Here is a 21,997-nt window from a genome sequence, read left to right as displayed (position 1 = left end):
GCCGCCCGTCCTGGGGGCTGTTCCGTCGCATCATGTCGCAAGAGAGAGTCGTTTCCGTCGAGACGCTGAGCCAGCTGCAGCGCACCTGGGCGCGTCTGGTGATGAGCGGAAAGCCCAACGGCCTCGCGGAAAAGCCCGGATTGCTGGCCTCTCTGGAGCAGGTCGGCGGCGAGTTCAACAAGCTGCGCGGCGAGCTCATGTCGGCGCTCGCCGAATCGCAGGGTCGCGAAACTGCCGTCGAATTGGGCACCCGTGCTCAAATTTCCATCGACATCCTGATCCGTAATCTGTTCGAGCGCACCGCCGATGTCGGCTTCCTGGCGGAGGACGGAGCGATCATCGACAGCCTCTGCGCCGCCGAAATTTCCGAATCCGAGATCGAAGCCCTGCGACAGCGGCTGGATGAATACGTTGCCAAATACTCGGTCTATGACGACATCGCGGTTTACCGGTCGAACGGCGCACTGCATGTGACCCGGCTGGGCGCCGCGAGCCGCTTCGGCGCGGATGATCCGCTGGTCGATGCGGCGCTCCAGCAGGCGGGCAGCTTCCGCGAAATCTTTCGCCATGGGCCGGACGGCACAGCGCAGCTGCTGTACGTGCAGACCATCCCCGGTCCGAGCCGCGCCCCGATCGGCGTCCTCGCCCTCTCCTTCAAGTTCGACGACGAGATGCGCGGCATCTTCGCCAGCCTGCTCCAGGGCGCCGCGCCCGGTTTGATCCTGGGAATCGTTGACCGCGACGGCCAGGTGATCGCCAGCAGCGATACCGCCGGTCTCGCCCTCGGGTCGCGCCTCGATATCGCAGCGGAGCAGCTCGTCACCGTGACGCTCGATGACGAAGACCATCTCGCTCTGCGGCGCCCGACCCGCGGCTACCAGGGCTTCTTCGGCCTCGGCTGGAGCGGCGTTGCACTGCGCCCCGCCCTGCTGCGGCAGGAAGCGCAGGAAGCCGCGGCGACGGACGAGCATGACGAGCGCAGCGTCGCCGCTTCGGCGATCGTCTCCGATACCCTGAAGCAGATCTCGCGCCGCGCCTATGCGATCGATTCCGACCTGCACTTGATCGGCCTCAACGGCAAGATCGCCGCCGACCGCGAGAACAACCGCGTGCTGCCCGCGGTCCTGGGCAGCATCCGCGAGGTCGGCGAACAGATTCGCAACGCCGTGCATGGCGTGATCGGCACGCTCTACGAACAGACCCATGGCAGCCTGCGCCGCGAGGCGGAGCAGATGGCGGCGCTCGGCGTCGATATCATGGACCGCAATCTCTATGAGCGCGCCAACGACAACCGCTGGTGGGCGCTGACTCCATACTTCCGCAATACGCTCGCGGCCGGCACGCCGGGCCCGGGCGAAGCCGCCGAGATCGGCCGGATCCTCGCCTATATCAACGGGCTCTATACCGTCTACAGCACGCTTTTCGTCTTCGATGCGGGCGGTCGCGTGGTCGCGGATTCCCGCAGCGGCGCCAGCGGCATGGTCGGCGAGAAGCTTGCCGGCGCGCATATCGAAGCAGCGCTGGCCGGCCGCAACACCCAGGCCTATTCGGTCTCCGCCTTCGAACCGACGCCGCTCTATGACGGGCGGCCGACCTATGTCTATTGCGGCTCGATCCTGGCGCCGGATTCCGCGCGCACGGTCGGCGGCGTGGCGATCGTTTTCGACGGCGCGCCGCAGTTCCACCAGATGCTCCTGGACGTGCTCCCGGTCGATGACAGCGGCGCGCCCTATGCCGGCAGCTTCGCCGCCTTTGTCAACGCCGCGGGTATGGTGATCGCCTCGACCGATGCGCGGGCGCCGGGCAGCCTGCTCGACCTGGCGACACTCGAAGATTTCCAGATCGTCGCCCGCGGCCAGTCACCCGGCTATCGCGAGTTCAAGACCTCCGACGGCTACAGCGACCCGATCACCTGCATCCTGGCGATCCCCGGCTAGAAATAGGCGATCAACCGTCCGCAACCCGCGACCGCCAGCCAGCCGAGACCGGAGAGTCCGGCCTGCAGGCGGGCCGGCACCGGTGCGCGCTCGGTCCACCCGGCGATCCGCCGCTGCCAGAGCAGTCGAAACAGCAGGGCGTTGGCGAGCCCGGCGGCGAGCAGCGCCATCTTCAGGCGGAAGATCGGGTTGGAGGCGAGCGCCGCCGCGTCGGCGGAGAACAGCACGCTGCCGCTGCTGAGCGACAAGCAGAGGCCGAGGATCGTGAACGGCGTCGTCAGCCGCGAGAGCGCGTCGGTCGAAACCCAGCGGCCGACACCCAGGACCCGAAGATCGAGGATCAGGATCGAGCCGACCAGCAGTGCCAGGCCGAGAATATGGGCGAGATTGGCGGTCGGATAGATCCAGGTGGAATCCCGTATCGCGAAGGCAAAGGCGGAATCCTGCAGCGCCACCGCCCAGCCCGGCGCCCCCGCGGCGTGCTCCACCGGGCTAACGAAGCTCGACGACGCTGCCGTCCATGGTCATCCGCTCGGCCCGCATCTCGCCATCGACGTTCCGGCTCGGATAGCCGACCACGGTCACGGTCTTTCCCGCCACCAATGCATCCTTGGCGATGCCGCGGCGCTCCATGCGCGAGGGCGGCGCCAGGATGACATGCCATTCCTTCCCGGCCGGATCCTTAAGGGTGATGTTGCTGTGTGGGTTCTCATAGGCGGCGGTCAGGATCGGTGCCTCGATGGTGAGGACGGTCGCGGCATCATAGGTGCTCCAGCCGTGATGCGCCCAGGCGGCGCTGCTGCCGATACCGACGCTGAGCAGAAGTAGAATCAACAGCTTACGCATGATTCCTCCCTGAACTGGCTGGACGACAGCTATCTTACGGGAGATTGGCGGTTCTACCTGGGCTTTCAAGCGCCGCGGTCAGCCGTAGAGCTGTTTCGCCCGGGCCTCGAAGGCGGCGACCATGCGGCGGACGGCCTCGTGGAACAGCACGCCGATCAGCTTCTGCAGCATGGCCGAGCTGAACTCGAACTCCAGGAAGAACTCGATCCGGCAGCCATCCGGATCGTCGTGGAAGGTCCAGTGGTTCTTCAACTGGCGGAACGGGCCGTTGATGTATTCGACGTCGATGCGCCGCTCGGCCCGGTGCAGCCAGACCCGGCTGGAGAATTTCTCGCGCACCATCTTGAAGCCGATCATCAGGTCGGCGAGCAGCATGTCCGCCTGCTGCTCCCGGATCCGCGCGCCGACGCACCAGGGCAGGAATTCCGGATAGCGGGCGACATCGGCCACCAGGTCGAACATCTGCTGCGGCGAATAAGGCAGCCGCCGCGTCTCATGATGGGTCTTCATCGCCATGCGACGAACTCGACGACCAGAGCGATCATTCGGCCGGGAGCTTCGCGGCCCGCGCCGCCTGCAGTTTCTTGAAGTCGTCGCCGGCATGGTGCGACGAGCGGGTCAGCGGCGAGGCGGCGACCAGCAGGAAACCCTTGCCGAGCCCCTGCTGCTTCAACTGGCTGAACTCGGTCGGGGTCACGAAGCGATCGACATGGTGATGCTTGCGGGTCGGCTGCAGATACTGGCCGATGGTCATGAAATCGACATCGGCGGCGCGGAGGTCATCCATCACCTGCCCGACCTCGTCCAATGTCTCGCCCAGGCCGACCATCATGCCGGACTTGGTGAATATGGTCGGCGACAGCTCCTTCGCCCGCTGCAGCAGCCGCAGCGAATGGAAATAGCGCGCCCCCGGCCGGACGCTGCGGTAGAGCCGCGGCACGGTCTCTAGATTGTGGTTGAGCACGTCGGGGCCGGCTTCGATCACGGTCTCGATGGCACCGGGCTTCTTCAGGAAGTCCGGCGTCAGCACTTCGATGGTGGTCTGGGGCGAGGTGGCGCGGATGCGCCGGATGGTCTCGGCGAAATGCCCGGCCCCGCCGTCCGGGAGATCGTCGCGATCGACCGAGGTGATGACGATGTGGTGGAAGCCGAGCGCCGCACAGGCTTCGGCAACATGCGCCGGCTCATGCGGATCGAGCAGGTCCGGTCGGCCGGTCGCGACATTGCAGAAGGCACAGGCGCGGGTGCAGCGCGAGCCCAGGATCATTACCGTCGCGTGCTTCTGCTTCCAGCATTCCCCGATATTCGGGCAGGCCGCTTCCTCGCAGACCGTGTTGAGGCCGAGCTTGCGCATGAGGGCGCGAGTCTCGGCGAACTCGGTCGACATCGGCGCCTTGACCCGGATCCAGTCCGGCTTGCGCAGGAGTGGCGTGTCCGGCCGATGGGCCTTCTCGGGGTGACGCAAGAGAGCGGTTTCGTTGGGCATACTTACAACGGCCTATTGAGCCTCGGGTCGGGCAGATCACCGAAGACGCGCCCTTCGAGCTCCTTGATGCGCCGGGTGACCGGCCATTCTCCAAACGCAAAGATGAAGAACATCACGATGTTCACGATCGGCACGAGGTACCACAGGAAGTTCCAGCCGGAATATCCGGCCTTTTGGATGATGCGAACCATCGCCCAGATCGTCACCGCATAGATCGGGATCATGATGACAATCATGACCCAGAATAAAGCGTCGGGTGGCCCCTGGTTCTGCAAGTTTCTTCCCCCTAGAAATGGAGCGTCCGGCCGTAGGCCGCAAGCACCGACTCATGCATCATTTCCGAGAGGGTGGGATGCGGGAATACCGTGGCCATCAGCTCGGCTTCGGTGGTCTCCAGGGTCTTGGCGATGGTATAGCCCTGGATCAGTTCCGTCACCTCGGCGCCGACCATATGCGCGCCCAGCAATTCTCCGGTCTTGGCGTCGAACACGGTCTTGATCAGGCCCTCCGGCTCGCCCAGAGCAATCGCCTTGCCGTTGCCGATGAAGGGGAATTTGCCGACCTTGATCTCGCGGCCCGCGGCCTTGGCCGCCTCCTCGGTCAGGCCGACGCTGGCAACCTGCGGCATGCAATAGGTGCAGCCGGGGATGTTCTTCACGTCCATCGGATGGACGCCTTTGACGCCGGCGATCTTCTCGACCACCAGCACGCCCTCGTGCATCGCCTTGTGGGCGAGCCAGGGCGGGCCGGCAAGGTCGCCGATCGCATAGACGCCGGGCTCTCCGGTGCGGCCAAATTCGTCGATCACCACATGGGTCTTCTCGACCTTGACCTTGGTGCCTTCGATTCCGATGCCCTCGACATTGCCGACGATGCCGACCGCCATGATGACGCGATCGACCGTCAGCTCCTCGGTCTTGCCGCCGGCCTCGATCGTGGCGGTGACGTTGTTGTTGCCCTTCTTCAGCGCCTTCACGGTGGCGCCGGTCTTGATCTTCATGCCCTGCTTCTCGAAGGCCTTATGGGCGAAGGCGGAGATCTCCGCATCCTCGACCGGCAGAACGCGCGGGAGCACCTCGACCACGGTCACCTCGGCGCCGAGGGTGCGGAAGAAACTGGCGAACTCGATGCCGATGGCGCCGCTGCCGACCACCAGGAGCGATTTCGGCATCATGTTCGGCATCAAGGCTTCGCGATAGGTCCAGATCAGCTTGCCGTCCGGCTCGAGCCCGGGCAGCGCGCGGGCCCGGGCACCCGTCGCCAGGATGATGTGCTTGGCGGAGAGGTCGGCGACCGGCTTGCCGTCCTTCTCGACCTTGACCTTGCCGGCGCCGTTGAGCTTCCCGGTGCCGTCGAACACCGTGATCTTGTTCTTCTTCATCAGGTGTTTCACGCCGGCGGTGAGCTGGCCGGAGACCTTGCGCGAGCGGTCCACCACCTTCTGGAAGTCGAAGCTGACCTCCTTGGCGCTGAGGCCATAGGCATCGCCGTGCTTCATCAGGTGATAGACCTCGGCCGAACGCAGCAGCGCCTTGGTCGGGATGCAGCCCCAGTTGAGGCAGATGCCGCCGAGATTCTCGCGCTCCACCACCGCGGTGTTGAGCTTCAGCTGCGCGGCCCGGATCGCCGCCACATAGCCGCCCGGCCCGCCGCCGAGAATGACCACGTCGAAATTCGTATCGGCCACGCCAATCCTTCCTTTCTCTACTCCGTCGAGATGCCGGCCTTCGCCATGCAGGCCGTCGCGTTCTTCTGCGCCTCGGCCATCCATTCGACGACGGTCACGCCTTCCTTCAAGGCCGCCGCATTCGCTTCCATCATGCACTCACAGACGACCTTCATCCGGGCGGCCTCGGGATCCGTCACCGCGGCTTCCTTGCGAAACGCCTGGTCCTCGCAGCTCTTGGTCATTTCTTTCGTCGAAACCATACCGGCCGGGACATGCATGAACGCGAACTGATACACGCCGATCCCGATGGCAATGACGATGACGGCCGCGATGCCGAGATAGATCTTCATATACGGCTGTTGGCTCATTGCGGCACCGTCAGGCCGGCCGCCTCGGAACAGGTTTTGGTGATGGTCCTAATCTCCGGATCCGCCGCCATGATGCCGGCCAGCTCGGAGACAGTCATTTTCGGGCGCTTGGCGAGCGCTGCGATCACCGGATCGCGGGCGCATTTGCAAGCTGCCTCCGCAGCCACGAGCTGCTCCGACGTCGGCGGCGTGCCGGCCTTGGTTAGCTGCTTCTCGTAGGTGCCGACGCAGTTCTTGGCGTAGGTCTCGCCGAACTTGCCGACCAGCTGCGGGTCGTTGAAATCCACCGTGGTCGTGGAGAACCAATAGACCCCGCCGACGACCACCACGACGGCGAGTACGACCACGATGACGATGCCCCAGAATACGTATTTCATGCAGTTCCCCCGGCGCGTTCCGCGGACATGCCGTCAGTCCGGCTCGACATCGACGCCGTATGCCTTGTTGCAGGAGTCGAACTCGCGAATGATCGCCGCGTCCCGGGTCAGCAGGCGCTTTTCCAGCTCCAGGATCGTCATGTCCTTGTTGCGCCTCATATAGGCGATCAGCGCCTTGGCGTCGCAACTGCAGACCTGCTTGACCAGCGCGATCTTCTGGTAGTCCTGCTTGTCGATGCGCTTGGTCGCCATCGTGCTGCAGTTCTGCTCGAACTTGGTCCGGAACGTGTCGGCGGCGTTGGGATCGCTCACATCCACCTTCTTGGTGGCGACCCAGGTAACCCCGCCGCCGATCAGGGCCACGCCGCCGGCAAGGGCAACCACGATCAAGAGAATCAGCCCGGCGGCGACATAGATGATGGGGCGCATGGCCCAGCCTCCGTCTTGCGATCAGACCAGCATCGCGGCCGGGCTTTCGACCAGCCGCTTGAAGGCCGCCAGCAGTTCGGCGCCGAGCGCGCCATCGACCGCCCGGTGATCGACCGCCAAGGTGGCGCTCATCACCGTCGCGACCGCGAGCTGGCCGTTCTTCACCACCGCGCGCTGCTCGCCGGCGCCGATCGCCAGGATTGTTGCCTGCGGCGGGTTGATGATCGCGCTGAAGCTCTTCACCCCGAACATGCCGAGATTGGAGAGGGAGCCGCTGCCGCCGGTGTAGTCTTCGGGTTTCAGCTTGCCGGTCTTGGCGCGGCCGGCCAGCTCCTTCATCTCTGCGGAGATCTGGGTCAGCGTCTTCGACTCCGCATGGCGGATGATCGGCGTCACCAGCCCGTTCGGGATCGCCACCGCGACCGAGATATCCGAGCTTTTGTACTGCTTGATACCCTCATCGCTCCAGGAGGCATTGGCCTTCGGCACCTGGCGGAGCGCGATGGCATAGGCCTTGATCATGAAGTCGTTGACCGAGAGCTTGTAGGCGTTCGGCCCTTCCTTGGCCGAGCCGGCATTGGCGTCCTCGCGCAAGGCCAGCAGCCGGTCGAGCTCGCAATCGACCGTCAGGTAGAAATGCGGCACGAACTGCTTCGACTCCTGCAGGCGGCGCGCAATGGTCTTGCGGATGGTCGTGTGCGGGATCAGCTCGAATTCCGGCTCGCCGAATGCGTTGAAGCTCGGCGCGCCCGGCAAGGTCGTCGGCTTCGACGCGGCGGCACCGGGAGCTGCACGGCCCGCGGGCGCCTTGTCGAGATCGGCGCGCACGATGCGGCCGTTCGGCCCGCTGCCGGCGAGGCCGGACAGGTCGATGCCCTTCTGCTCGGCAATGCGGCGCGCGAGCGGGCTGGCGAAGACGCGGTTGCCGCCGGCGGGTTTCGCTGCCGGCGTTGCCGCAGCCGCGGGCTTGGGCGCCGGTGCCTGGGGCGCCGGGGCGGCGGCTTTCGGCTTGGCATCCGCGGTCTTGGCAGCGGGCTCCGGGTTCGACTGCGGCGTGGCGCCGATGTCGGAAGCGCTCTCGCCTTCCTCCAGCAGCACGGCAATCACGTCGTTGACCTTCACGCCCTCGGTGCCGGCGGCGACCAGGATCTTGCCGATCTTGCCTTCATCGACGGCCTCGACCTCCATGGTCGCCTTGTCGGTCTCGATCTCGGCGATCACGTCGCCGGCCTTGACGGTGTCGCCCTCGTTCTTCAGCCACTTGGCTAGATTGCCCTCGGTCATGGTGGGCGAGAGGGCAGGCATCAGGATGTTGATCGGCATCGCTCCCTCCCCCCGCTCAGCGATAGCAGACTTGCTTGGCCGCATCCGCGATCTGCGCGGCTTGCGGAAGCGCCAGCTTCTCGAGATTGGCGGCATAGGGCATCGGCACGTCAACGCCGGCGACCCGCGCGACCGGCGCGTCGAGATAGTCGAAGGCCTGCTCCATGATCACCGCCGCCATCTCCGAGCCGATGCCGGCGAAGGGCCAGCCTTCCTCGACGCTGACCAGGCGGTTGGTCTTCTGCACCGAGGCGACGATGGTCTCGGTGTCGAGCGGTCGGATGGTCCGGAGATCGATGACTTCCGCGTCGATCCCCTCCTTCGCCAGCAGCTCGGCGGCCTCGAGGGCGACGCCGACCATGCGCGAGAAGGCGGTGATGGTGACCTGGGAACCCTTGCGCACGATCTTGGCCTTGCCGATCGGGACGATCCAATCCTTGTCCTGCGGCACCTCGAAGCTCTGGCCGTAGAGAATCTCGTTCTCCAGGAAGATCACCGGGTTGGGATCGCGGATCGCGGATTTCAACAGGCCCTTGGCGTCGGCGGCGGACCACGGCGCCACCACCTTGAGGCCCGGGATATGCGCGTACCAGCTCGCATAGCATTGCGAATGCTGCGCGGCGACGCGGGCCGCGGCGCCGTTGGGCCCGCGGAACACGATCGGCGAGCCCATCTGGCCGCCGGACATGTAGTTGGTCTTGGCCGCCGAGTTGACGATCTGGTCGATCGCCTGCATCGAGAAGTTCCAGGTCATGAACTCGACGATCGGCTTCAACCCGCTGAACGCGGCGCCGACCGCGAGGCCGGCAAAGCCATGCTCGGTGATCGGCGTGTCGATCACCCGGTTCGGGCCGAACTCCTCCAGCAGGCCTTGGCTGACCTTGTAGGCGCCCTGGTACTCAGCGACTTCCTCGCCCATCAGGAACACGGTCTCGTCGCGCCGCATCTCCTCGGCCATCGCGTCGCGCAAGGCCTCGCGCACGGTCTGGGTCGTGGTCGGCCCCGTGAACACGGCCTCGGCGGCGACCGGTGCCGCGGCGGGCTTGGCCGCCGCCGGTGCCGCGGCTTTCGGCGCTTCCGCTTTCGGCGCTTCAGCCTTGGGTGCCGCCGGTGCGGGCGCCGCACCCGCGGCTTCGTCATCGCCGCGCAGGACCGCGATCGGCGTGTTGACGGCGACGTTCTCCGTCCCCTCGGGCACCAGGATCTGGTCGAGCACGCCCTCGTCGACCGCTTCGACTTCCATCGTCGCCTTGTCGGTCTCGATCTCGGCCAGGATGTCGCCGGCCTTCACCGCGTCACCCTGCGACTTCAGCCATTTCGACAGCTTGCCCTCGGTCATGGTCGGCGAGAGCGCGGGCATCAGGACTTGAACGGACATCTTGCGCTCCCCCTAGGCTTCGACCAGGACATCTGTGTAGAGCTCGGCCGGATCCGGCTCCGGCGAGGCCTGGGCGAACTCGGTGGCCTGGGAGACCAGCTCCTTCACCTCGCGGTCGATATTCTTCAGGCCGTTCTCGTCGATATGCTTCTCGGAGAGCAGCCGCTCGCGCAGGCGATCGATCGGATCATGCTCCTGGCGCATCTTCGCGACCTCTTCCTTAGTGCGGTACTTCGCCGGGTCCGACATCGAATGGCCGCGATAGCGATAGGTCATCATCTCAAGAATGTAGGGACCGTTGCCGTCGCGGGCATGGCCCAGCGCCTTGGCGGCCGCGGCGCGCACGGTGGCGACGTCCATGCCATCGACCTGCTCACCCGGAATGCCGTAGGCGAGGCCGCGATCGCAGAGCTTGGTGCCGGCGGCGGAGCGCTGCACGGAGGTGCCCATGGCGTATTTGTTGTTTTCGATCACATAGACGACCGGCAGCTTCCAGAGTGCCGCCATGTTGAAGGCTTCATAGACCTGGCCCTGGTTCACGGCGCCGTCGCCGAGATAGGCCATCGCGACCTTGCCGTCCTTCTTGTACTTATGCGCGAAGCCCAGACCGGTGCCGAGCGGCACCTGCGCGCCGACGATGCCATGGCCGCCGAAGAAGCCCTTCTCGGCACTGAACATGTGCATCGAGCCGCCCTTGCCCTTGGAATAGCCGCCGGCGCGACCGGTCAGCTCGGCCATGACGCCCTTCGGATCCATGCCGCAGGCCAGCATGTGGCCGTGGTCACGGTAGGAGGTGATGACCGTGTCGCCCTCTTCCGAGGCCGCCTGCATGCCGACCACCACGGCTTCCTGGCCGATGTAGAGATGGCAGAAGCCGCCGATCAGGCCCATGCCGTAAAGCTGGCCCGCCTTCTCCTCGAAGCGGCGGATCAGCAGCATGTCGCGGTAATGTTGGATCAGTTGTTCGGAAGGGATCTTGGCCGGCTGGGCGGCGGATTTGGCGGCAGGCTTGGTGGCGGTTTTGGCCATGAGACCCCCTGTTGGCTTCATTGGGCGGGCGAACTAGGAACCCGTCCACAACACGCCCGGTTCACCCGGGTTCGCTTGGGGTCGAGGAAGCCGCCGCAGGGGGTAAATTAGGCTCAGCGCAATAAAAGTTCAATCCGACTTATTGCTATGAATTTACAACATAAAATGACAGTTAACCGGATTGAAGTTAACTATGCAAAGTAAGGCAAGGATCAGTTGAGCGCGGGCTGCGGCGCGGTGCCGGGTGTCTGCTGCGCGTTGTAGAAGATCACCAGGTCGTCGGGATGCGCGAAATTCAGCATCACCCGCGCGCGCTCCTCGAGCATGTCGAGATCGAGGCTGGTGTTGGAGAGCAGCGCCACGCGCTGCTCCATCTCCTGCCGCTCGGTATCGGTCTTGGCGAGCTCGTCCTCGGCGACGCGGATCTGCTGGTTCAACTGCATCCAGGCGACGATGCCGCGATCGCCCTGCACCGCGTGATAGACGAAGTAGCCCGCAAGGCAGGCGCCCAGCATCGGCCAGGTCACTTGAGCGAGTCGACGCTTGATATCGCGGCGGAGGTCCATGAGAAGAGCGAATCACATCACGATTCCTGCCGTCAACAGAAATCGATTCAACAGGTTAGAAGAGATTCATTTTTCGTGAGTCGAACGACATGGCCTATCTCCGCAAGACCACCGCATACCCGAAGACCTGCAGCAATAGACACAAGCTGAACAGGATCATGATCAGGCCGATTCTGGAGCCTGAACGTAGTTTTTTGACACCAAAGCCGGCGAGGAGAGCCGCCAGGATCAGCACGCCCGCACCAATGACCCATTGTGACATGGTATCTCCTGGCCGCCCGCCGGTGCTGACGCCCCTATGTCAACGCCGGAACACGCCCTTCCCCGCATAGCGCGCGCTGGGTCCGAGCTGTTCCTCGATGCGGATCAGTTGGTTGTACTTGGCGTTGCGGTCGGAGCGCGACAGCGAGCCGGTCTTGATCTGGCCGGCATTGGTGGCGACGGCGATGTCGGCGATGGTCGAATCCTCGGTTTCGCCGGAGCGGTGCGAGATGACCGCGCGGTAGCCGGCCTTATGCGCCATTTCCACGGCTTCCAGGGTCTCCGAGAGGCTGCCGATTTGGTTCACTTTCACCAGGATCGCGTTGGCGACCCCTTTCTGGATGCCGTCGCTGAGACGCTTCGGGTTGGTGACGAAGAGATCGTCGCCGACCAGTTGCACCTTCTTTCCGATCGCGTCGGTCAGCGATTTCCAGCCCTTCCAGTCGTCCTCCGCCATGCCGTCCTCGATGGTCACGATCGGAAACTTGGCGACGAGGTCGGCATAGAGCTTCACCATGCCGTCGGAATCCAGGGTCTTGCCCTCGCCTTCCATGACGTACTTGCCGTCCCTGAAGAACTCGGTGGAGGCGGTGTCGAGGCCGAGCGCGATCTCATCGCCGGCCTTGAAGCCGGCCTTCTCGATCGACTTCACCACGAACTCGAGCGCCTTCTCGGCGCTGGCGATATTGGGAGCGAAGCCGCCCTCGTCGCCGACATTGGTGTTGTGCCCGGCTTTCTTCAGCTCGGCGCGGAGCGCGTGGAAGACCTCGGCGCCCCAGCGGATGGCCTCGGCGCAGGAGGGCGCCGCCCAGGGCAGGACCATGAATTCCTGGAAGTCGATCGGGTTGTCGGCATGCGCGCCGCCGTTGATGATGTTCATCATCGGCACCGGCAGGGCCGAGGCCTGGGTCCCGCCGATATAGCGGTAGAGCGGCAGGCCGGCTTCCTGCGCCGCGGCCTTGGCGACCGCCAGGCTGACGCCGAGGATCGCGTTGGCGCCGAGCCGCGCCTTGTTCGGCGTGCCGTCGAGGTCGATCATGGTCTTGTCGATATGCAACTGGCCGGCGGCGTCGAGGCCGGAGATCGCGTCGAAGATCTCACCGTTGACCGCATCGACCGCCTTCAGGACGCCCTTGCCGCCGTACTTCGACTTGTCGCCGTCGCGGAGCTCGACCGCCTCATGGGCGCCGGTCGAGGCGCCGGAGGGCACGGCGGCGCGGCCCATGGCGCCGCTCTCCAGGGTGACATCAACCTCCACGGTCGGGTTGCCCCGGCTGTCCAGGATCTGTCTTGCGTGGATGTCGATGATCGCGCTCATTCCGCCTTTTCCTCAGCTCATTCGGTTGAGCGGGAAGTTATAGCGGCGCCGGTCCGGGGCGACTACCGCGAATTGGCGGCCTCTTTGGGCTCCGCCTCCTTGGATTCTGGGGCCGGCTTGTCCAGCGCGGCCAGCGCCGCCTCGACCGACTGCGCCAGCATCCCCTGCTCCTCCTGGTCGAGCCGCTCGACCAGGGGGCCGACCCGCGGCACGTTCCCGCTTTCGCCGCCGGCCAGGGTGACGCCGAGCACGCGGCAGAGGTAATGCATGGTCATCGCGGAAAGGTCGCGGGTCAGCACCCAGCGGCCGCGGTCGCTGTGCGCGATGATGTTGGCGCGCTGAAGCTGCTCCAGCAGGGTATGCATCAGCACCGGATCGGCGTGCAGTTCCTCGACGAAGTCCTGGCTGCGCACCCCGACCCCGTGGGCCCGCGCCTGCCGGAGCAGCGCCAGGGCGCCGAGGCTGAAGCTCAGCTGGTCGCCGCGGCGGTGGTGCGCCACGAAGGCGCGCCGGCCCGCGCGCCATTCCGGCAGGGCCGCGGTGATCTCGGCGCCGATCAGGGTGATGACCCAGGCGAGGTACATCCAGACCATGAAGATCGGGATCGCCGCCAGCGCGCCATAGAGCGCCTGGTAGGTCGGCGCGTAAGTGAGATAGAGGCCGAACGCCCGCTTCACCACCTCGAACAGGAAGGCGGCGGCCAGCCCGCCCCATATCGCATCGACGTTCAGCACCGGCCGCGTCGGCATCAGGCGATAGAACAGCGCGAAGCCCGCCGCCTCGAGCACGAAGGGCAGGATGTTGCCGAGGATCTGCACGCCGGTGCTGATGCCGTAGAAGTCGGCCTCGGCGCCGATCTGGAAGAAATAGGTGGAGATCGAGAAGCTGACACCGAACAGGATCGGCCCCAGCGTGAGCAGCGCCCAGTAGATCGGAAAGCGGCCCCACTGCGTCCTGCCCCGGGTCGAGCCGAAGATCCGGTCGAACGCGGTCTGGATGGTGTGGATCAGCAGGATCGCGGTCACGGCCAGGCCGACGATGCCGGCGCCGGTCGCCTTCCCGGCATTGTCCATGAAGGTGTTGAGATAGGTGTTCACGGTCGCGCCGAGGCTCGGCGCGAGATTGGTGAACAGGCTCTGGATCATGCCGCCGCGGATATCGGCGAAGAACGGGAACGCCGCGAACATCGCCAGCGCGATGGTCAGCATCGGCACGATGGCGAGCAGTGAAGTATAGCCCAGGGCCGCGGCCGCGGTGGTGCAGCCGTCGCTTTGGAAGCGGGCCAGCAGGTAGCGCAGGAAGCTCGGCGTTGCCTTGGAAGTGCGGCCGGCAATGGCGCGCGCCCGCTCCGCCGCGTGTTGGGCGGCGGCCAGCTTCACCTGTCGTTGCTCGACATTCTCGGCCATCCCGGTCCCCTGCCGGTTCCACTTTGCGAAAGGCTACATCACCCATCTGTTTCGCGCAAAGCGGGAGGCGGTCCGACAAAGCGCTGTGCCCGGAACTCGCTCAGAGAACCCCGGTTGGCTTTCCACATGCTGCAATTCATCAAGAAGGAGTTTGCATGATCATCCTGAAAGCCACGCGCAATGGCCTCGCCGGAACGGCGGCGGTCGCGCTCATAGTCGCTTCCGCGGCGCTTCCGGCGGCGGCCCAGAGCACCACAACGCCGCAGGATAACGGAGCCAACTGTTCCGGCGCCAACCAGACCAACTGCACCAACAACAACAGCTCCAACACCAACACGGTCCCCAACGGCGGCGGCGACAATGGGGTCGGCGGCGCCAACAATCCAGCCACCGGCACTGGCACGGGTTCCGGCACCGGCACGGGTGCGGGCGGCGGCGGCACCAGCGATGGGACCAGCGGCGCCGGCGGCGGGTCGAGCGGTGGCGGCTCCGGCGGCGGTGGTTCCGGCGGTGGCGGCAGCAGCGGCAACTAGCGCTGCACGCCCTTGACGAAAAAGCCCTCGCGGCCCGAACCGCGGGGGCATTTTCGCGACGCCGTTGGCCGCGTCAGTGGGCGAAGCGCGAGGGCTGCCCGAAGGCGCTGGTGACGATCTCGGCGAGTTGCCGCAGGTCGGTCGGCTTTTCCAGCCGGCGCATGCCGCGATACTGCTGCGGCACCACCAGCTCGTCGTAGCCGGTCAGGAAGAGGAAGGGCACATCGCGCTCGATCAGCGCCGCCGCGACCGGAAATGAAAGCTCGCCGCCGAGATTGATATCCAGCACCGCGCCGTCGAGGGGCGCAGCCGCGATCAGCTCCAGCGCCGCGGCCACACTCGGCGCCGGGCCGACCACCTCGCAACCGTTGGTCTCCAGCAGGTCCTGGATCGCGTCGGCGGTCAGGAAATTGTCCTCGACCACCAGGATGCGCAGGCTGTGCAGGTTTAGCCGGAGCGGCGAACCGGTGCCCTCATGCCACATGGTGTCGTCGGGCTGGCCTTCCGGTACCGCCTGCAGTTCGGCGATCGGCTTGCCGTCCTCGACGCGATAGAAGCTGTAGATGTCGGCGTCCTCGATATTGACCACCGGGTGGTGGTTGGCGCCCCGGGAGAAACGGCCGGTGTTCCACTTGAAGCGGGCGACCCGCTCGAGGAACTTGCGCACCGACTGGAACCCGTCCACCAGCTCCTGCGGGGTGGCGCGGAAGCTGCAGCCGAGCGCGGTCAGGGCCGACCGCCGAACCCGGCAGGCCACCGGCAGGCGCCCGTCCAAGGCGGTGAACGTGATGGCATCCCGATCCGGCAGATAGATCCCGACATCGCCGACGAAGCGCAGCATCCCGACACCCCACTTCCAGTCCCGGGATGAACCCGGGAGGAGGTCGGGAGTTCCCGCCGACGGTGGCTGTCCGACCGCTTCAGCCGCGCGCCAATCGGGCCCAGACTTCAAGGACTTCGGTGAGATCCTTGGAGTCGAAGGGCTTGGAAAGCCGGCGCACCTCGCGGAATTCCGGCGGAAACACCACGCCGTCGTCATAGCCGGTCATGAAGACGAAGGGCACGCCCCGCTTTTCCAGGATCTCCGCCAAGGGAAAAGACAGCGTGCCGCCGAGGTTGATGTCGAGCAGCGCGGCGTCGGGCGGATCCTGGTCGAGCAGCGCCAGACTGCGCGGCAGGTCCGGCACCGGCCCGACCACCACACACCCCCACGTCTCCAGCGCGTCGCAGAGCGTTTCCGCGATCAGCAGATTGTCCTCCACCACCAGCACACGCAGTGTGTGAGCCCGGGGCGCGGAGTCAGTCGGGTGGTGAAACATTCCTTTGGCCTCCCAACCCGGTTGGGCCATCTAGCAGATTGCGCTCGCTCGGAAACAGGATCCGGCAGCGAAAGCCGGTCGGTTGAAGCTCGATATCGACCTTGCCGTTCAACTCGTACTCGACGCTCCGGCGGATGAAGGCGGTGCCGAAGCCTTCCTTGGCGTTGGCCCCGACGACAGGCCCGTCGGATTCGATCCATTCCAGGGCAACATCCGCACTGCCGTCGAGTTTCGTCACCCGCCACTTGATATCGACCCGCCCGTTGCGCTCCTTGAGCGCTCCGTATTTGACCGCATTGGTCGCGAGCTCGTAGAGCACCTGCCCCAGGGTCGATGCCGCGGCCGGCGCCAGCACGAGGTCGGGCCCGGAAACAGAAATGTTCAGCCCGTCCCGGGAGCCGTAGGCCCTGACCGTCGCGTCGATCAGCGGTCGCAGGCCGGCACCCTGCCAGTTGCTCGCGGTCAGCAACTCATGGGTCTTCGCCATCGCGCTCAGCCGCCCGGTGAAGGCGGTCGAGAAATCCTCCAACGAGGTCGTGCCTTTCAGCATCCGGGTCGCCAGCGCGCCCACGGTGGTGATGATGTTCTTGACCCGGTGCTGTAGCTCATGCAGCAGGACCTGCTGCTGCAACTCACCCCGCTTGCGCTCGGAAATGTCCAGGATCACCGCGATGCCGCCCCGGACCTTGCCTTCGTCGTTGGCAAGCGGTGTCGCCGACATCAGCACATCGGCGCGGCTGCCGTCGGGGCGTACCAGCACCGCCTCGTAACCGGCGATCGGCTCGCCCGAGCCCACCGATTTCTGCAGCGGCTGCTCGTCCAGCCGCACGTCTTGATTCTGATGCAGAATGCGCAGGCTGGTGGAAACCGGCCGCAGCGCGTCGCCACTGCCGCTTTCGCCCAGCAGCTGCGCGCCATAGCGATTGACCCGCACGGCGCCGGTCCTGGAATCCTCCATCATCAGGATGCCGACCGGGACCAGCTCGATCAGCGTCTCCAGGCTCTGCAGCCGGCTCTTCAGATCGCGGGTCAGCTCGTTGATCCGCGCCTCGGCGGCGGTGATCCGCGTCACGTCGGTGAAGGTGATGACCACGCCGGCGATCACGTTCTCGACGGTGCGATACGGCAGCACCCGCATCACGTAGCGGGACTCATTATGCGTGCTCTGTACCTGGCGCTCGATCGTGCCGAGCGTGCGCATCACCCGCTCGGCATCTTCCTGCACGGTATCCGAGGCGAAGCGCGGCCGGACATGGCTGATCGGCCGCCCGGTGTCGCTCTCGACCAGCCGGAACACATCCTTGGCCGCCGGCGTGAAGCTCTTGACGGTGAGGTTGTGGTCCAGGAACACGGTCGCGATCTGCGTGCTCTCCAGCAGGTTGGCGATATCGCTGTTGGCGCGGGAGAGCTCCTCGACCCGGGCATTCAGCTCGGCGTTGACGGTCTGCAGTTCCTCGTTGATCGACTGCAGCTCTTCCTTGGAGGTTTCGAGCTCCTCGTTGGCCGATTGCAGCTCCTCGTTCATCGAGGAGAGTTCTTCGTTGCCGGATTTCAACTCCTCGTTGGAGGATTCCAGCTCCTCGGTCGTGGTCTGCAGCCGTTCCTTGGTGGCGCGCAATTCCTGCTCGAGCTGGCGCAGGCTGGAATTCTCCACATCCTCATTGCCCTGCTCTGCTTCGCCGCTGCCCTTGATGCCGCCGATGTCCTGGAAGACGACCATGAACAGCGGATCGTGGCTCTGCGGCGAGCGCAGCGGATGAACCACCAGGTTGATGGCCTGCCGGCCGCCATTGGTGCCGACGACGACATTCGACTGCAGCACCGGTTGCCCGGTGGCCATGGCCTTGTGCACGCCGGCGCGCAGGTCGGGCCGCAACCCGCGGCGCGCCAGGCTGAAGATGTCGGTCTTCGGCGTGCCGACCGCCAGCTCGAGATACTTGCCGGTCCGCCCCGAGGCATGGATGAGGTCGCCTTCGCCGTTGATCACCACGAAAGCCGGCGCATAGCGGTCGAGCAGCTGGCGCTCGGCCAGGGTCTGCAGGCTTTCCTGCTCGTTGGCCGGACGGGCCACGGGCGACGCCTTGCGCCGGGCGCCCTCCGGCGCGGTGAGCGGGAATTCCGGCAGGCGGCGCTCGACCAGCGCCCGGCGCTGGAAGATGCGTTGCGCCTTGTCCACCGTGGAGAACAACCGGGTGTGCCGCGTCACGTTCTCGGAGCTGCCGAGGAAGAGATAGCCGCCGGGATTGAGCGCGTAGTGGAACAGCGGAATGAGCCGGTTCTGCAGGTCCGGCGTCAGGTAGATCAGCAGATTGCGGCAGGAAACCAGGTCGAGCTTGGAGAAAGGTGCGTCGCGCAGCAGGTTGTGGGCCGAGAACAGGCAGGCCTCGCGCAGCTCCCCGGAGATCCGGTAAGTCCCGTCCTCATGCACGAAATAGCGATCGAGCAGGCGCTGCGGCACATCCTTGCTGATGGCGGCCGGATAGCGGCCGATGCGGGCGATCTGCAGCGCCTCCTCGTCGATGTCGCTGGCGAAGATCTGGATCTTCGGCATGCCCTGCTTGGCGAGGGTGAATTCCTTCAGCAGGATCCCGATCGAATAGGCCTCCTCGCCGGTCGAGCAGCCGGGCACCCAGACCCGGACCGTGTCCTGCCCGGTCTTGGTCGAGAAGATCTGCGGAATGATCTGTCCCAGGGCGTCGAAGGCCTTGGGGTCGCGAAAGAAGTTGGTGACGCCGATGAGCAGGTCCTGGAGCAGCGCGTCGAGCTCCTGCGGATCCTTGCGCAGGCGCTCGATGAAGGCCGTGACGTCGTCGATCTGCAGCACCTGCATGCGCCGCTGCACGCGGCGGGCGACGGTCTTGTCCTTGTAGCCGCGGAAGTCATGCCCGGTGCGCATCTGCAGCAAGCTGCAGATCTGCGCCAGGTGGTCGCCGGCTTCGGTGCGCAGGCCGTCCGGTCCCTTGAGCCCGTCCACGCTCGCCAGGTGCCGGAAATAGTCGGCAAGCTTGCCCGGGATTTCCTCGACCGGCAGCACGAAATCCACCAGGCCGGTGCCGAGCGCGCTGCGCATCATGCCGTCGTATTCGGCGCCCTTCTGCGCGAAGGTGGCGCCGCCGTGCTCCTTGATGGCGCGCAGGCCGAGCGTGCCGTCGCTGCCGGTCCCGGAGAGGATGACACAGGCAGCATTCTCGCCGCGCGCTTCCGCGAGCGAAATCAGGAAGCCGTCGATCGGCGTGCGAAAGCCGCGGTTCTGGGTCGGCGCTGTGAGGAGCAGGCGGTTGCCGGTGATGCTGAGCGCGGTGTTGGGCGGAATGACGTAGATGTGGTCGGCTTCAATCGGGGTATCGTCGTGGATCTCGACCACCGGAATCGAGGTCGCCCGCCCGAGCAGCGTCGAAAGATGGCTGGTGTGATCGGGATCGAGGTGCTGGACGACGACGAAGGCCAGGCCGCTGTCCTTCGCGACGGCCGGAACGAAGGTCCGGAGTGCATCGATGCCGCCGGCGGAAGCGCCGATCCCGACGACCGGGGTGGCGTGGTTCTTCTCCGGCGGCTTCTGCTCCTCATGTTTCTTGCTCTTCGGCCGCTTCATTCCTCAGAAATTCCCCTTCATCTCCCTCGGTCGGCCGGCCATGGCGCGCGAGTCGCCGCACCACCTCGGCGTCGTGCTCGTATTCCTCGGCGCGCGCTTCGAGTTGTGCGGCCAGGGAGTCGTTCTGCAGGCTTCGCTCGTGCTGGGCCATCCGACGCACCAGGGCCGCCCGCTCCTGATGGGAACGCAACAGGCTTTCCAACATCCGGTCCACCTCCGCTGCCCTGGCAGAGAGGACGGTTTCCGCCGTGAAAGCGTGGCCAACATGGCAACGATAGCGAAGCATACTTCCGTCATTAACCTCCCACAAGACGCCGTTACATTCCGGACAACTGAACGGGGAGAGTTCGCCGAGCTCTTCCTCAAGCTCCATGGTGGCCAGCTCCTGGGCGGCAATAGTCGATTCCACGCGGATTTCCAGCGGGATCTCGGGTGTCGGCGGCGCCGGCTTGCGCGCCAGTTCGGACAGCAAGTCGCCCATGCCGTCGATCGGCTGCACGTGGTCGACATCGACGTGACGCAGGGCGCTTCGGACCATGGCGGGCACGGCGGCATCCTCGGGGTCCTGCACCACCGCCAGGCCGCCGCAGCGCTTGATCGCGCGCAGCCCGGCGGTGCCGTCATTCAGATTGCCCGACAGCACAACGCCGATGACCCGCCCGCCGCGGCTCGCGGCAGCCGTTCGGAACAGCGGATCGATTGCCGGCCGGGCCATGTTCTCACGCGGGCCGCGGCGCAGCAGCATATGCCCGTCATGGATCAGCAGGTGCTTCCCCGGCGGCGCGACAGTGATCGTGCCGGTGCGGACCGGGGCGCCGCTCTCGGCCGAGAGGACCGGCAGTGCGCTCTTCTTGCCCAGGATCTCGGTGAGATGGCTGCGGATGCCGATGTGCATCACGATGAAAACAGCGGCCGGCAGATCGGCGGAGAAGGTCCGCACCAGCGTCTGCAGCGCCTCAAGCCCGCCTTCCGAGGCGCCGATGACGATCGTGTCATGCCCGTGGATGCCGCGCCCCGCCTCGTTTCCCATCGCTCATGTCCCTTTGCTTGAGTATCGGGGCCTCCGAGGCCAACCCTGCGGCCCGAAGATAGGTTCCGATTTCGTGTCCCGATGCCTAAAGTCGGACCAAAGACGGAAAGAGGAATCCATGGCAGTCACAGTCAGGCCGGCGCGCTCCGACGACCGCGAGGTGGTCAAACGCCTGCTCGGCGAGTTCATCGAATACCTGAACGCGATCGAGCCTTCCGATGCCGCGGTGGATCTCGACATACTGCTCGACCAGTCGTTCGGGCCGGACCCGGTCTGCAGGACCCTGATCGCCGAAGCCGGCGGCCGGCCGGTCGGTTACATCAGCTTCCATCCCGGGGTCTGGGAGATCTGGCGCTCGATCTATGTGATCAGCCTGTTCGTCGGCGCCGAGGCCCGCGGCACCGGCGCCGGCCGGGCACTGATGGATGCCGTCAAGGAAATCGCCCGGGCGCAGCAGGCCCAGCGCATCGTCTGGGAAGTCTGGCGCAAGAACCCGCTCGCGATCGGCTTCTACCAGGGGATCGGCGGCGAAGTCTTCGACGAGAATCTCCGGATGAGCCTGGTGGTCGAATGATCGAGGTCTATCGCAGCTCCGTCATCGCCGCGCCGGCGCAGCTGGTTTGGGCGCTGATCCGGGACTTCAACGCCATGCCGGACTGGAACGCGGCGATCCTGAGCTCGGCGATCGAGGATGGCCCGGCCGACCGCATCGGCTGCCGCCGCCGGCTGGCCTTCGACGACGGCAGCGTCTGGGTCCACGAATTGACCCAGCTTTCCGACGCCGAGATGACGATCGGCTATGCCATCGTCGGCACGCCGCCTGGAACCAAGCTCCCGATGCGCGACTATCGCGCGGTGATCCGGCTCGAGCCGGTAATCGACGGCGATCAATGCTTCATCGTCTGGCGCGCGACTTTGGAGACCGACCAGGAAGCGGCGGTCCGCAGCCGCGCCCAGGCGGTGTTTCAAGCCGGCTTCGATGGGCTGAAGCGCCGGTTCGGCGCTAGCAGGCTGTTGAAGAAGTCGGCCACGGACGGGCGGTGAAGTTTGCTTCATCGCCGTTGTGGAAGCAGATTTGGCCCTTTAGCGAGCCGTTGGGCTGCAATTTTGCCCAGCCATCACCTGAAGCG

General features: G+C 65.7%; 24 protein-coding genes. 4 read left to right on the top strand and 20 right to left on the bottom strand.

The features are described from left to right. The first annotated feature begins 32 nt into the window (after positions 1-32). Positions 33-1,937, top strand: coding sequence for a hypothetical protein (locus ACH2CY_RS15255; RefSeq protein ID WP_395020150.1), 1,905 nt, complete (start codon positions 33-35; stop codon positions 1,935-1,937). Here ACH2CY_RS15255 and ACH2CY_RS15250 read toward each other — a convergent pair. The 16 genes from ACH2CY_RS15250 to ACH2CY_RS15175 form a co-directional block, all read right to left on the bottom strand. Next, positions 1,934-2,425 (bottom strand): DUF6644 family protein, encoded by a 492-nt coding sequence (locus ACH2CY_RS15250; protein ID WP_395020149.1) that lies wholly within the window; start codon positions 2,423-2,425, stop codon positions 1,934-1,936. The genes ACH2CY_RS15255 and ACH2CY_RS15250 overlap by 4 nt on opposite strands. Before the next feature lie 4 nt (positions 2,426-2,429). Beyond that, a complete protein-coding gene (locus ACH2CY_RS15245; protein ID WP_395020148.1) occupies positions 2,430-2,783 on the bottom strand; it encodes a DUF6152 family protein in 354 nt (117 codons plus the stop codon). Between the two features lie 78 nt (positions 2,784-2,861). Continuing rightward, entirely contained in the window at positions 2,862-3,293 is a 432-nt protein-coding gene (locus tag ACH2CY_RS15240; protein WP_395020268.1) for a type II toxin-antitoxin system RatA family toxin, read from the bottom strand. 31 nt (positions 3,294-3,324) lie between these two features. Continuing rightward, a complete protein-coding gene (gene lipA / locus ACH2CY_RS15235) occupies positions 3,325-4,269 on the bottom strand; it encodes a lipoyl synthase (protein ID WP_395020146.1) in 945 nt (314 codons plus the stop codon). A gap of 2 nt (positions 4,270-4,271) precedes the next feature. Further along, positions 4,272-4,544, bottom strand: a complete 273-nt coding sequence (locus tag ACH2CY_RS15230; RefSeq protein ID WP_395020145.1) for a hypothetical protein — start codon at positions 4,542-4,544, stop codon at positions 4,272-4,274. 11 nt (positions 4,545-4,555) lie between these two features. Beyond that, positions 4,556-5,956: a dihydrolipoyl dehydrogenase gene (gene lpdA, locus ACH2CY_RS15225; protein WP_395020144.1), complete on the bottom strand. Its 1,401-nt coding sequence runs from the start codon at positions 5,954-5,956 to the stop codon at positions 4,556-4,558. A gap of 17 nt (positions 5,957-5,973) precedes the next feature. Then, the gene (locus ACH2CY_RS15220; RefSeq protein ID WP_395020143.1) at positions 5,974-6,306 is read right to left on the bottom strand and encodes a hypothetical protein; all 333 of its coding nucleotides are present in this window, start codon (positions 6,304-6,306) and stop codon (positions 5,974-5,976) included. After that, entirely contained in the window at positions 6,303-6,683 is a 381-nt protein-coding gene (locus tag ACH2CY_RS15215) for a hypothetical protein (RefSeq protein WP_395020142.1), read from the bottom strand. Before ACH2CY_RS15215 ends, ACH2CY_RS15220 begins: the two co-directional genes overlap by 4 nt. 33 nt (positions 6,684-6,716) lie before the next feature. Further along, positions 6,717-7,112 carry a hypothetical protein gene (locus tag ACH2CY_RS15210; protein ID WP_395020141.1) on the bottom strand — a complete coding sequence of 132 codons (396 nt, stop codon included), beginning with the start codon at positions 7,110-7,112 and terminating at the stop codon, positions 6,717-6,719. Between the two features lie 21 nt (positions 7,113-7,133). Further along, on the bottom strand, positions 7,134-8,435 hold the full coding sequence (locus tag ACH2CY_RS15205; RefSeq protein WP_395020140.1) for a pyruvate dehydrogenase complex dihydrolipoamide acetyltransferase: 1,302 nt from the start codon (positions 8,433-8,435) through the stop codon (positions 7,134-7,136). A 16-nt stretch (positions 8,436-8,451) separates the two neighbouring features. Beyond that, a complete protein-coding gene (locus tag ACH2CY_RS15200; protein WP_395020139.1) occupies positions 8,452-9,813 on the bottom strand; it encodes a pyruvate dehydrogenase complex E1 component subunit beta in 1,362 nt (453 codons plus the stop codon). Positions 9,814-9,825: 12 nt separating this feature from the next. Then, positions 9,826-10,842 (bottom strand): pyruvate dehydrogenase (acetyl-transferring) E1 component subunit alpha, encoded by a 1,017-nt coding sequence (gene pdhA / locus ACH2CY_RS15195; protein ID WP_395020138.1) that lies wholly within the window; start codon positions 10,840-10,842, stop codon positions 9,826-9,828. Between the two features lie 212 nt (positions 10,843-11,054). Next, positions 11,055-11,408: a septum formation initiator family protein gene (locus ACH2CY_RS15190; RefSeq protein ID WP_395020137.1), complete on the bottom strand. Its 354-nt coding sequence runs from the start codon at positions 11,406-11,408 to the stop codon at positions 11,055-11,057. Positions 11,409-11,502: 94 nt separating this feature from the next. Then, positions 11,503-11,670 carry a hypothetical protein gene (locus ACH2CY_RS15185; protein ID WP_395020136.1) on the bottom strand — a complete coding sequence of 56 codons (168 nt, stop codon included), beginning with the start codon at positions 11,668-11,670 and terminating at the stop codon, positions 11,503-11,505. Between the two features lie 39 nt (positions 11,671-11,709). Further along, positions 11,710-12,987 (bottom strand): phosphopyruvate hydratase, encoded by a 1,278-nt coding sequence (gene eno, locus ACH2CY_RS15180; RefSeq protein ID WP_395020135.1) that lies wholly within the window; start codon positions 12,985-12,987, stop codon positions 11,710-11,712. Between the two features lie 62 nt (positions 12,988-13,049). Further along, positions 13,050-14,393, bottom strand: coding sequence for a YihY family inner membrane protein (locus ACH2CY_RS15175; protein ID WP_395020134.1), 1,344 nt, complete (start codon positions 14,391-14,393; stop codon positions 13,050-13,052). A gap of 155 nt (positions 14,394-14,548) precedes the next feature. Between ACH2CY_RS15175 and ACH2CY_RS15170 the strand changes: the two genes are divergently transcribed. Beyond that, positions 14,549-14,926 (top strand): hypothetical protein, encoded by a 378-nt coding sequence (locus tag ACH2CY_RS15170; protein ID WP_395020133.1) that lies wholly within the window; start codon positions 14,549-14,551, stop codon positions 14,924-14,926. Between the two features lie 73 nt (positions 14,927-14,999). Here the strand turns inward: ACH2CY_RS15170 and ACH2CY_RS15165 are convergent, their stop codons facing one another. The 4 genes from ACH2CY_RS15165 to ACH2CY_RS15150 form a co-directional block, all read right to left on the bottom strand. Beyond that, positions 15,000-15,767, bottom strand: a complete 768-nt coding sequence (locus ACH2CY_RS15165; protein WP_395020132.1) for a DUF1488 family protein — start codon at positions 15,765-15,767, stop codon at positions 15,000-15,002. Between the two features lie 79 nt (positions 15,768-15,846). After that, on the bottom strand, positions 15,847-16,245 hold the full coding sequence (locus ACH2CY_RS15160; protein WP_395020131.1) for a response regulator: 399 nt from the start codon (positions 16,243-16,245) through the stop codon (positions 15,847-15,849). Further along, complete coding sequence (locus tag ACH2CY_RS15155) at positions 16,226-19,837, bottom strand: CheR family methyltransferase (protein WP_395020130.1); 3,612 nt, start codon at positions 19,835-19,837, stop codon at positions 16,226-16,228. Before ACH2CY_RS15155 ends, ACH2CY_RS15160 begins: the two co-directional genes overlap by 20 nt. Next, entirely contained in the window at positions 19,809-20,867 is a 1,059-nt protein-coding gene (locus ACH2CY_RS15150) for a chemotaxis protein CheB (protein ID WP_395020129.1), read from the bottom strand. Before ACH2CY_RS15150 ends, ACH2CY_RS15155 begins: the two co-directional genes overlap by 29 nt. 118 nt (positions 20,868-20,985) lie before the next feature. Here ACH2CY_RS15150 and ACH2CY_RS15145 point away from each other — a divergent pair, with 118 nt between their 5' ends. Continuing rightward, positions 20,986-21,441 carry a GNAT family N-acetyltransferase gene (locus ACH2CY_RS15145; RefSeq protein WP_395020127.1) on the top strand — a complete coding sequence of 152 codons (456 nt, stop codon included), beginning with the start codon at positions 20,986-20,988 and terminating at the stop codon, positions 21,439-21,441. Next, a complete protein-coding gene (locus tag ACH2CY_RS15140) occupies positions 21,438-21,911 on the top strand; it encodes an SRPBCC family protein (RefSeq protein WP_395020125.1) in 474 nt (157 codons plus the stop codon). The genes ACH2CY_RS15145 and ACH2CY_RS15140 overlap by 4 nt, the downstream gene beginning before the upstream one ends. The last annotated feature ends 86 nt before the right edge of the window (positions 21,912-21,997 follow it).

Source organism: Dongia sp. (assembly GCF_041905885.1).
Taxonomy (GTDB): domain Bacteria; phylum Pseudomonadota; class Alphaproteobacteria; order Dongiales; family Dongiaceae; genus Dongia.
This window is presented reverse-complemented; position numbering and strand designations above follow the sequence as displayed.